The organism is Dyella marensis (assembly GCF_900112865.1).
Classification (GTDB): domain Bacteria; phylum Pseudomonadota; class Gammaproteobacteria; order Xanthomonadales; family Rhodanobacteraceae; genus Dyella_D; species Dyella_D marensis_A.
Window position 1 is genome coordinate 40,680 of the sequence record NZ_FONH01000024.1, and the last position, 11,505, is coordinate 52,184.

Here is an 11,505-nt window from a genome sequence, read left to right on the forward strand (position 1 = left end):
TGTGACCAAGATCACGACGAAACCGGGCAGTGGCCGACGCATCGAGCCCTGCCAGAATCGGGCCAGCGAGGGTTTTGCACAGCATCACAGGACTGTCAATAGATTGACCATCGCTATGTCAATTGGATGAACACCAGCCGAGCGGCCTCTGTAACTTATTGAATCCAAATAGCATTACAAGTTGGCTAAAAGTTCGACAGCTCGTCGGAAAGTCCTATTTTTCTGGCTTTGAGGGCACCCTTCCCCGGCGCATCCACAGACTTATCCACAGCTCTTGTGGATAAGGCAAATTCTTCCGGTTGCTGAGCCACTTACCGGGTACTTCTCGACCGGGGGCAAGCAGGGGGCCGACAGGGAAGGCGTAGGTTGGGGTGAGCCGCAGGCGAACCCCAACATGGCGGCCACGTGGGAGGTTTGTTGGGGTTCGCCTGTGGCTCACCCCAACCTACGCCGCGGAGTAGCGGAACGGTCGTTACACTGGCCGGCCTTGAGGATCGCCATGCCTTCCGTTCTTCGCGTCGCCCTGCCCGTCCCCCTGCCGACCCTGTTCGACTACCTGCCGCCCGCGGCGGGCGAGGCGCGGCCGGGCAGTCGGGTGCTGGTGCCGTTCGGGCGCGGCAAGGCGGTGGGCGTGGTGGTGGAAACGGAGGTCGAGTCCGCGCTGGGCGGCGCGCGCCTGAAGCAGGCGCTGCGCCTGCTCGACGACACGCCGCTGCTCGACGCAGAACTGATGAAGACCCTGGCCTGGGCCGCCGACTACTGGCTGGGCGCGCCCGGCGAGGCCTACGCCAATGCGCTGCCGCTGGCCCTGCGCGAAGACAAGCCGCTGCCGGATACCCACGAGGAAGTGTGGGCGCTGACCGTCGCCGGCCGCAGCGCGCTCGACGCCGGCAGCCGCAAGGGCGGCAGCCGGCGCCTGCTGGAAACCCTGGCGGCGGCGCCGCTGGGCGCCGCCGAATTGCACGAGCGCCTGCCGGACTGGCGCGACGCCGCGCGCCGGCTGGCCGCCGCCGGGCTGATCGAACGCGTGCGCCGCGAAGCCGACGCCGCGCCGCAACCGGTCACCGCCGCGCCCGCGCTCAGCGCCGAGCAGCACGCTGCGGTGGACGCGGTCGGCGCGGAGCTGGGCCGCTTCCAGCCCTTCCTGCTCGACGGCGTCACCGGCAGCGGCAAGACCGAGGTGTATCTCGCCCTGATCGAACGCGTGATCGCCGAAGGCAAACAGGCGCTGCTGCTGGTGCCTGAAATCGGCCTGGCGCCGCAGACCGTGCGCCGCGTGCGCGAACGCCTGGGTGTGCCGGTGGAGGTGCTGCATTCCAACCTGGCCGAGGGCGACCGCGCGCGCGCCTGGCTGCGCGCGCGCGACGGCGAGGCGCGGGTGATCCTGGGCACCCGCTCGGCGGTGTTCACGCCCTTGCCGCGCGCCGGCCTGATCGTGGTCGACGAGGAGCACGACGGCGCCTACAAGCAGCAGGAAGGCTTCCGCTACCACGCGCGCGACCTGGCCCTGCTGCGCGGCCGCGCGCTGGGCGTGCCGGTGCTGCTGGGCTCGGCCACACCATCGCTGGAATCGCTGGCCAACGTGGAAGCCGGCCGCTACCGCGCGCTGCACCTGCGCGCGCGGCCGGGCGCGATCCGGCCGCCGCAGGTGCAGATCGTCGACATGCGCGCGCAGCGGCTGGAGCACGGCCTCTCGCCCACCCTGCTGGCCGCGGTGGCCGACGCCGTCGCGCGTGGCGAGCAGGCCCTGGTGTTCCGCAACCGCCGCGGCTACGCGCCGGTGCTGCTGTGCCATCAATGCGGCTGGCATGCCGAATGCCCACGCTGCGAGCATCCGCTCACCCTGCACGCAGGCCGCCGCCAGCTGATCTGCCATCACTGCGACTACCACGCGCGCCTGCCCGAGCACTGCCCTTCCTGCGACGCGCCGGACCTCAAGCCGCAAGGCCAGGGCACCGAGCGCCTGGAAGAAGCGCTGGCGGCGCGCTTCCCGGACACGCCGGTGCTGCGCATCGACCGCGAGACCACGCGCCGCCGCGACGCCTTCGACGAACTGCTCGAGCGCCTGCGCGGTGAGGGCCCGGCCATCCTGGTCGGCACGCAGATGCTGGCCAAGGGCCACGACCTGCCCAACCTGACCCTGGTCGCCATCGTCGGCGTGGACGAGGGCCTGCACAGCGTGGACTTCCGCGCCAGCGAGCGCCTGGCGCAGCTGATCGTGCAGGTGGCCGGCCGCGCCGGGCGCGCCAGCAAGCCGGGCCGGGTGATCCTGCAGACCCACCATCCGGACCACCCGCTGCTGCGCCAGCTGCTGGCGCAGGGCTATGCCGCCGCGGCGAAGGAACTGCTGGCCGAGCGCCGCTCGGTGCAGCTACCGCCGTATATGCACCAGGTGCTGCTGCGCGCCGATGCGCACCAGCGCGAGCATGTGGAAGCGTTCCTGCATGAGGCGTACGGCATGCTGTTACCGGCAGCGGCGCAGGCGGAACTGGCCATCGCCGGCCCGATGCCCGCACCGATGCCGCTGCGCGCGGGGCGGCATCGCGGGCAATTGCTGGTCGAGGCGGGTAGCCGCGCGGTCCTGCATGCGGCGCTGCGGCCGTGGGCGCGGGGTTTGTCGGCATTGCCGTCGGCGCGGCGGGTGCGGTGGTCGTTGGATGTGGATCCGGTGGATCTGTACTGAGCGATGCGTAAAGCCCCTCTCCCACCGGGAGAGGGGGTGAGGGTACGGGCGGAGCGCGGAAGTGATGTGCATCGCTCCGCCCGCACCCTCATCCGGCTGCCGCCACCTTCTCCCGGAGGGAGAAGGGTTCCTATTTGGAACGGAGAGGTGATCCCCTCTCCCTCCGGGAGAGGGGTAGGGGTGAGGGTACGGGCGGAGCGCTAGAGTGATGTGCACCGCTCCGCCCGCCCCCTCATCCACCCGCCGCCACCTTCTCCCGGACTGAGCGCAAGCAGCCCGGTAAAATACGCGGCGCCCTTCCCCAACGAGCCCCCCCGATGTCCCAGCCCGATCCCCGGCCGCACATCGTCATCCTCGGCGGCGGTTTCGGCGGCATGGCCGCCGCGCACCGGCTCGACGATCCCGCGCTCCGCGTCACCCTGGTCGACCGGCGCAACCATCACCTGTTCCAGCCCCTGCTCTACCAGGTCGCCACGGCGGGCCTGTCCGCACCGTCGATCGCCGCGCCGCTGCGGCAGATCCTGCGCAAGCAGCAGAACGTCACGGTGTTGATGGACGAGGCGCAGGGCATCGACCTGGCCGACAAGCGCGTCCGGCTGGCGCAGGGACCGCTCGACTACGACTACCTGATCGTCGCCACCGGCGCCACGCACGCCTACTTCGGCCACGACGACTGGGCCCGCTACGCGCCCGGCCTGAAGACGCTGGACGATGCCTTCGCGATCCGCCGCCGCGTGCTGCTTGCCTTCGAGCATGCCGAGCGCGAGGACGATCCGGCGCGGCGGCAGGCCTGGCTCAACTTCGTGGTGGTCGGCGGCGGCGCCACCGGCGTGGAGCTGGCCGGCACGCTGGCGGAGATCGCGCGCCACACGCTGCCGCGCGAATTCCGCCGCAGCGATCCGCGCGCCGCCAACATCCTGCTGGTGGAAGCCGGGCCGCGCGTGCTGCCGGCGTTCGCGCCGGAGCTGTCGGCGAAGGCGCAGCGCCAGCTGGAGAAGCTCGGCGTGCAGGTGCGCACCGGCACCGCGGTCACCGCGATCGGGCCCGACAGCGTCAAGTTCGGCGACGAGACCCTGGCCTCGCGCACCGTGCTGTGGGCGGCCGGCGTCGCCGCCTCCCCGCTCGGCCAGCAGCTGGGCGTGCCGCTGGACCGCGCCGGCCGAGTGCTGGTGACACCGGAACTGGCGGTGCCGGGGCATGCGGAGGTGTTCGTGGTCGGCGACCTGGCCAGCGTCACCCGGCCCGACGGCAAGCCCGTGCCCGGCATCGCCCCGGCGGCCAAGCAGATGGGCCGCTACGTGGCGGACGCGATACTCGAGCGCATCCGCGGCCGCGCCGCCCCGGGGCCGTTCCGCTACCGCGACGACGGCACTCTGGCCACCATCGGCCGCATGGCCGCGGTGGCGCAGTTCGGCAAGGTGAAGCTGTCCGGCGTGCTGGCCTGGTGGGTCTGGCTGGTGGCCCACGTGTATTTCCTGATCGGCTTCCGCAACCGCCTGGTGGTGCTGCTGGACTGGGCCTGGTCGTACTGGACCTACCAGCGCCATGCACGCATCGTCACCGGTTCCGAACCTGCAGACGAAAGCTGAGCGCGCTTTGCCCGGCGCCGCCGGGCGGCGACAATAGACCGTTCCCTCTGACGGATTCCGCCGTGTCCAACCAACTCGAACAGCTGCGCCAGTACACCACCGTGGTCGCCGACACCGGCGACATCGACGCGATCGCCCGCTATCGCCCGGTCGACGCCACCACCAATCCCTCGCTGCTGCTGAAGGCGACCGAGCTGCCGGCCTACGCGCCGCTGATCGACGAAGCCGTGCAGTGGGCCAAGGGCCAGAGCGCCTCGCGCGAGCAGCAACTGGTCGATGCCAGCGACTACCTCGCCGTCGCCGCCGGCCGCAAGATCGCCGAGCTGGTGCCCGGCCGCGTCTCCACCGAAGTGGATGCGCGCCTGTCGTTCGACACCAACGCCACCATCACCAAGGCCGAGCGCCTGATCGGCCTGTACGCCGCGGCCGGCGTGCAGCGCGAGCGCATCCTGATCAAGATCGCCTCCACCTGGGAAGGCATCCGCGCCGCCGAGGCGCTGGAGCGCCGCGGCATCCAGTGCAACCTCACCCTGCTGTTCTCGTTCGAGCAGGCGGTGGCCTGCGCCGAGGCCGGCGTGTACCTGATCTCGCCGTTCGTCGGCCGCATCATGGACTGGTACGTGGCCAATACCTCGACCAAGACCTATGCGCCGGCCGAAGACCCGGGCGTGCTGTCGGTGCGCCGCATCTACAGCTGGTACAAGCAGCACGGCTTCGACACCGTGGTGATGGGCGCGAGCTTCCGCAACATCGGCCAGATCCAGGCGCTGGCGGGCTGCGACCGCCTGACCATCAGCCCGGACCTGCTGGAGAAGCTGGAAGCGACCAGCGAACCGCTGCCGCGTGCGCTGCAGGACAACGGCGAGCGCGAAGCGCGCCTGCAGCCGCTGGACGAGGCCGCGTTCCGCTGGGGCCATAACGAAGATGCGATGGCGACGGAGAAGCTCGCCGACGGCATCCGCAAGTTCGCCGCCGACCAGCGCAAGCTGGAGGCGATGCTGGCGGCAAGGCTCTAACACCGGCGCCTCCCGGCGTAGGTTGGGGTGAGCCGCAGGCGAACCCCAACAATGCGCAACGGCTGGATGTGGTCATGTTGGGGTTCGCCTGCGGCTCACCCCAACCTACGCCGCCGGGTTATTTGGCCGACGCCAGATCTTCCGCCGTCCACCCGCCACCCAACGCCCTCACCAGCTGCACACTCGCCCGCAGCTGCCGCGTATCCAGGTCCAGCAGGCTGCGCTGCGCATCCAGCGACGCCGTCTGCGCCTGCACCACGTCGAGATAACCCACCGCGCCCTGGCGATATCGGTCCATCGCGATATCCAGCGAGCGCTTCGCCGCGTCCGCCGCATCCTGCTGGTCGTTGCGCGCCGCGCCGTAGTGATCGAGCTGGGCGAGGTTGTCCTCCACCTGCTGGAACGCATTGAGCACGACGCCGCGATAGCGCGCGCCGGCTTCCTCGGTCGCCGCCTTGGCGGCCTCGACGCCGGCCTTGCGGCGGCCGCCGTCGAACAGGGTCAGCAGCGCGGTCGGGCCGATCGCCCAGAACTGGTTCGGCGCGGTGAACAGGCCGCCGTAGCGGTCGCTCTGAAAACCGCCCTGCGCGCTCAAGCCCAGCGAGGGAAAGTACGCCGCACGCGCGATGCCGATGCGTGCGTTCGCGGCGGCGACGCGGCGCTCGGCGGCGGCGACGTCGGGACGCCGCTGCAGCAGCGTCGACGGCAGGCTCACCGGCACGGTCGGCAGTGGCACTACCGCGATGTCGGCCGGCAGGTTGAAGTTCGACGCCGACTCGCCCACCAGCGACGCGATCGCATGCTCGACCAGCGCGCGCTGCGCCTGCGTCTGCGACCACTGCGACTTGGTCGAGGACAGCTGCGTCTGTGCACGCGCCACATCCAGACCCGAAGCGATGCCGCCGCTGTGCCGCGTCTGCGTCAGCTCCAGTGCCTTCTGGTAAGCGGCGATGCTTTCCTTCAGCAGCTGGATCTGCTGATCGAGGCCACGCAGCACCAGATAGTTATCGGCCAGCTGCGCCTGCAGGCTCAGGCGCGCGGAAGCGAGATCCGCCGCCGCCGCCAGCGCATCGTCCTTGCCCGCTTCGACAGTATTGCGCACGCGGCCCCACAGATCGACTTCGTAATCGACCTCGGCGCCCAGCGTGTAGCTGTCGTAGTTGGCCGGCGAGGTGGCGCCGCGCAGCGGGCGCGTATCCGACTGGCGGTCGCGCTGCGCATTGGCGTTGACGCCCACCTGCGGGAACAGCCCTGCACGCGCCTGCCGGCTGAACGCCTGCGCCTGCTGGTAATGCGCCAGCGCGGCGGCGAGGTCGGCGTTGTTCTTGAGCAGACGCTGCTGCAGATCGCTCAGCCGCGCATCGCCGTACAGCGTCCACCAGCCGTCGCGCGGCAGCTGGTCGGACGGCTGCGCCGCCACCCAGCTCTTGCCGTAGGCCTCGCCGTGTTCCTGGTACTGCCCGGCCACCGGCGTCTCCGGCACCTTGTACGCCGGCGCCAGCGAACAACCGGCCAGCGCGGCCGCCAGCGCGAACGCGAGGACGCGCTCAGGCCTTCTTTTCATTGGCGCGCCCCCGGTTCTTGGCCAGCTCGGTGTCGTCCTTCGCGGCGGTGCGCACGGTGTCGCCGTCGACCAGGCCGTCCGGCGGGCTTTCGATCACCTGGTCGTCCGCGCCGAGGCCGGAGCCGATCTCCACGGTCTTGCCGTAGTCGCGCAGGATGGTGACCTGCTTGAAGACGATCTTGTGGTCCGCGCCCAGCGTCGCCACCCGCATGCCCTTGTCGTCGAAGATCAGCGCGCTGGCCGGCACGCGTAGCGCGGTGGCGTCGCCGGGACGGTCCAGCCGCACGCTGGCGAAGCTGCCGGGCATCAGCTTGCCGTCGGCATTGTCGACGGCGAGCTGGATCAGGGTGGTGCCGGATTCGGCGGCGACGGCGCCGGCGGAGGCTTCGACGCGCGCCTGGAACGTGCGGCCCGGATATTCCGGCAGCGACAGCGTGGCGACCTGGCCGGGCTTGATCGACGGCGCGTAGTTCTGCGGCACGCGCACGTACACGCGCAGCTTGCGCACGTCGGACACCACGAACAGTTCCGGACCGCTGCCGCTGCCGGCATTGATCAGCGCGCCGACGTCGGTCTCGCGCGCGGTGACCATGCCGTCGAACGGCGCGACGATGCGGGTGAAGCCCTTGAGCGCCTCGATGCGATCGACATTGGCCCGGGCCGCCTTGGCGATCGCCTGCTTGGCGGTGAAGTCGCCGGTCTTCTCGTCCACCTCCTGGCGCGACACCGAATCCGAACCGAGCATCGCCTGCCAGCGCTTGGCGGTGGTGGCGGCCAGCGCGGCGTTCGCCTCGGCGCTGGCGAGGTCCGCCTTGGCCTGCAGCAGCTGCTGGTCCAGGTCGGGCGTCTCGATCTCGGCCAGCAGCTGGCCGGCCTTCACCGGCGCGCCGATGTCCACTTTCCAGGACTTCAGGTAACCGCTGACGCGCGCGTAGATCGGTGCGCGCGCATAGGCTTCGAGGCGGCCCGGCAGGTCGAGCGAGGCGCCCGCGGCGCTGCGCTCTACCGGCACCACGCTGACCGTGGGCACGGCCTGCCGGTCGGTCCAGTCCTTCAGCTTGCGCGCGTCGTTGGCGCGGGTGACCACGCCGGTAGCGACCACCGCCACGACGACGACGGCACCGATGATGCCGGCGCGGCGCAGGCGATGCGCCGGCACGGGGCGAGGGGTATGGGGAGACGCGTTGGAATGATCAGACGACATGAGCGGGCTCTCCGGAAACCGAAGCCGGGTCGGATGCGCGGCCATGCCGCGCGTGGATGATGCGGAAGACGACGGGAACGAAGAACAGCGTGGCGACCGTGGCGAAGATCAGGCCGCCGATCACGGCGCGGCCCAGCGGGGCATTCTGCTCGCCGCCCTCGCCCAGGCCCAGCGCCATCGGCGCCATGCCGATGATCATGGCCAGCGCGGTCATCAACACGGGACGGAAGCGCACGAAGCCGGCTTCCATCGCCGCCAGGTGCGCGTCGCCGTGCTCGGCCAGGCGCTCGCGGCAGAAGCTCACCACCAGGATCGAGTTCGCCGTGGCCACGCCCATGCACATGATGGCGCCGGTGAGCGCGGGCACCGACAGCGTGGTGCCGGTGGCGAACAGCATCCACACGATGCCGGCCAGCGCGGCGGGCAGCGCAGTGACGATCACGAACGGATCGCTCCACGACTGGAAATTCACCACGATCAGCAGGTAGATCAGCACCGCCGCGCCGAGCAGGCCGAGGATCAGGCCGGAGAAGGCGTTGTTCATGGTCTGCACCTGGCCCAGCAGCGCGGTGGAGGAGCCCTTGGGCAGTTCCTTGGCGTGCGCGGCGACGATGTTCTGGATATCCGCGGCCACGGCGCCGAGGTCGCGCCCCTGCGTGGTGGCGAAGATCTCCACCATCGGCTGGATGTTGTACTGGCTCACCACCGCGCTGCTGGCGCCGCGCCGGATGGTGGCCAGGCCACCGAGCAGCTGCGAGCTGCCGCCGCCGCTGGAGGTGACCGGGATGTTCTCCAGTGCCGACAGCGAATCGAGCTTGTACTGCGGCGTCTGCATCACGATCGGGTAGGAGATCTGGTTCTGCGGATTCAGCCAGAAAGTCGGCGCCACCTGGCTGGAGCCGGCCAGGTTCACCACCAGGCTGTTGGTAACGTCACGCTCGGTCACGCCCAGCAGCTGCGCGCGCGTGCGGTCCACGTCCACGGCGAAGGTGGGATTGGCCTGCGACTGCTGGATGCGCGCGTCGGCCACGCCCGGCACGCGGCGGATCTCGCGCAGCAGCTTGTTGGCGTAGACGAAGTTCTGCGGCAGGTTGTTGCCGCGGACCTGCAGGTCGATCGGCGCGGGCGAGCCGAAGTTGAGGATCTGACTGATGATGTCCGCCGGCGGGAACGAGAACGTCACGCCCGGGAACTGGCGCGGCAGTTCCTCGCGCATGCGGCGCACGTAGTCGGCGGTGGGACGGTGGCCTTCGTTGAGCGCGATCTGGATATCGCCGTCCCAGGAACCGATGGTGCCGGTGTTGTTGTAGGCGGTGTTGATGCCGCTGATCGGCTGGCCGATGTTGTCGACCACCGTGCCCAACTCTTCCGGCGGCACGATGCGGCGGATCGCCGCCTGCACGTTGGCGAAGATGGTGGCGCTTTCCTCCACGCGCGTGCCGATCGGTGCGCGCACGTGCATCAGGATCTGGCCGGCGTCCACCGACGGGAAGAAGTTGCGGCCCAGGAACGGCACCAGCGCGAACGAGGCGACCACGAAGGCGAGGAAGCCGCCGACGAATACGCGGCGATGCTCCAGTGCCATCGCCAGCAGGTCGCGGTAGGCCGCGCGCACCCGCTCGAAGCGCGCCTCGAAGCCGCGCTGGAAGCGCACCAGCGGATTGCGCGACGGCGGCAGCGCGGCGTCGGAGCCGTGCTCGTCGGTGTGCGGCGCATGCGGCTTGAGCAGGTACTTCGCCATCGTCGGCACCAGGGTGCGCGACAGGATGAACGAGCAGATCATGGCGAACATCACCGCTTCGGCCATCGGCACGAACAGGAAGCGCGCCACGCCTTCCAGGAAGAACATCGGCACGAACACGATGCAGATGCACAGCAGCGAGACAAAGGCCGGCGTCACGATCTGGCGTGCGCCGTCCATGATCGAGGTCTCCACGTCCTTGCCGTGTTCCAGGTGCCAGTTGATGTTCTCGATGGTCACCGTGGCGTCGTCGACCAGGATGCCCACCGCCAGCGCCAGGCCACCCAGCGTCATGATATTGAGCGTCTCGCCCACCGCGGACAGCGCGATGATCGAACCGAGGATCGCCAGCGGGATCGAGGTGGCGATGATCACGGTGGAACGCCAGCTGCCCAGGAACAGCAGGATCATCAGGCTGGTCAGCGCCGCGGCGATGATGCCCTCCTTCGCCACGCCGCCGATGGCGGCGCGCACGAACAGCGACTGGTCGCCGATCGGCGCGATCTGCAGGGTGTCGGGGAAGGACTCCTTGGCGTCGAGCAGCTTTTTCTTCACGCCCTCGATGATCGCCAGCGTGGAGGCCGAGCCGTTCTTCATCACCGTCATCAGCACCGAGCGGCTGCCGTCGACGTGCACGATATTGGTCTGCGGCGGATTGCCGTCGCGCACCTGGGCCACGTCGCGGATGTACACCGTGGTGCCGTTGACCGTCTTGACCGGCAGGTCGCCCAGCGCGCGGATGTCGGACGGCGCGTTGTTGAGCTGCAGCGTGTATTCGTACTCGCCGATCTTCTGCGTGCCCACCGGCACGATCAGATTCTGCGCGGCCAGCGCGTTGGCCACGTCCTGTGCCGACAGGCCACGCGCTTGCAGGGCGGCAGGATCGATATCGATCTGCACCTGGCGCGACTTGCCGCCGAACGGAAACGGAATGGAAGCGCCCGCCACCGACGTGAGCACCGGGCGCACCGCATTGATGCCGAGGTCGCCGAGGTTCTGTTCGCTCAAGCCCTTGCCCGACAACGCCAGCTGGATGATCGGCACGGTCGAGGCGTTGTAGTTGAGGATCAGCGGCGGCGTGATGCCCGGCGGCAGCTGGCGCAGCAGGGTCTGCGCCACCGCCGTCACCTGCGCGTTGGCGGTGCGGATGTCGACCGTCGGCTGGAAGAAGATCTTGATCACGCCGAAGCCGTTGATCGACTGCGCTTCGATGTGTTCGACGTCGTTCACCGTGGTGGTGAGCACGCGCTCGAACGGCGAGGCGATGCGCCCGGCCATCTGGTCCGGCGGCAGGCCGGTGTACTGCCACACCACGCTGATCACCGGGATCTTGATGTCCGGGAAGATATCGGTCGGCGTCCGCAGCGCGGACAGCGGGCCGATGATCATGATCAGCAGGGCGAGGACGACGAAGGTGTAGGGCCGCGAGAGCGCGATCCGGACGATGCCAAGCATGCGGGGGATTCCGAGCGCGAATGTTGCGTCGCGAAATTTTGACACGGCGCCCCGGCCGGGCGGCCGGTCAGGTGGATGAAGATATTTTCATATTGAAATATCCGACGCTGAAGAGGACTTAGCCCCTCTCCCCCCGGCGACCCGAAGGTAGTCCCTGAGAGAGGGGGTGGGGTGAGGGTGCGGGCGGAGCGCGAGGGTGATGTGCATCGCTCCGGCCGTACCCTCATCCGGCTGCCGCCACCTTCTCCCGGAG

6 protein-coding genes are annotated in these 11,505 nt (G+C 69.6%); 3 read left to right on the forward strand and 3 right to left on the reverse strand.

Annotation, left to right across the window (positions count from 1 at the left end; all coding sequences use genetic code 11):
- Positions 1–499 precede the first annotated feature (499 nt).
- The 3 genes from BM172_RS19870 to tal all read left to right on the forward strand — a co-directional run bounded on the left by BM172_RS19870 (position 500) and on the right by tal (position 5,288).
- Positions 500–2,683: a primosomal protein N' gene (locus tag BM172_RS19870; protein ID WP_026633935.1), complete on the forward strand. Its 2,184-nt coding sequence runs from the start codon at positions 500–502 to the stop codon at positions 2,681–2,683.
- A gap of 317 nt (positions 2,684–3,000) precedes the next feature.
- Positions 3,001–4,272: an NAD(P)/FAD-dependent oxidoreductase gene (locus BM172_RS19875; protein ID WP_026633936.1), complete on the forward strand. Its 1,272-nt coding sequence runs from the start codon at positions 3,001–3,003 to the stop codon at positions 4,270–4,272.
- A 62-nt stretch (positions 4,273–4,334) separates the two neighbouring features.
- On the forward strand, positions 4,335–5,288 hold the full coding sequence (tal, locus tag BM172_RS19880; RefSeq protein WP_026633937.1) for a transaldolase: 954 nt from the start codon (positions 4,335–4,337) through the stop codon (positions 5,286–5,288).
- A gap of 118 nt (positions 5,289–5,406) precedes the next feature.
- On the opposite strand, the gene BM172_RS19885 is transcribed toward tal, so the two are convergent.
- From BM172_RS19885 to BM172_RS19895, 3 genes are read right to left on the reverse strand one after another with little or no spacing between them, the layout of a single operon-like run.
- Positions 5,407–6,852: an efflux transporter outer membrane subunit gene (locus tag BM172_RS19885; protein ID WP_026633938.1), complete on the reverse strand. Its 1,446-nt coding sequence runs from the start codon at positions 6,850–6,852 to the stop codon at positions 5,407–5,409.
- Positions 6,836–8,056, reverse strand: a complete 1,221-nt coding sequence (locus BM172_RS19890; RefSeq protein ID WP_026633939.1) for an efflux RND transporter periplasmic adaptor subunit — start codon at positions 8,054–8,056, stop codon at positions 6,836–6,838. The genes BM172_RS19885 and BM172_RS19890 overlap by 17 nt, the downstream gene beginning before the upstream one ends.
- Positions 8,046–11,252, reverse strand: a complete 3,207-nt coding sequence (locus BM172_RS19895) for an efflux RND transporter permease subunit (protein ID WP_026633940.1) — start codon at positions 11,250–11,252, stop codon at positions 8,046–8,048. Before BM172_RS19895 ends, BM172_RS19890 begins: the two co-directional genes overlap by 11 nt.
- Positions 11,253–11,505 lie beyond the last annotated feature (253 nt).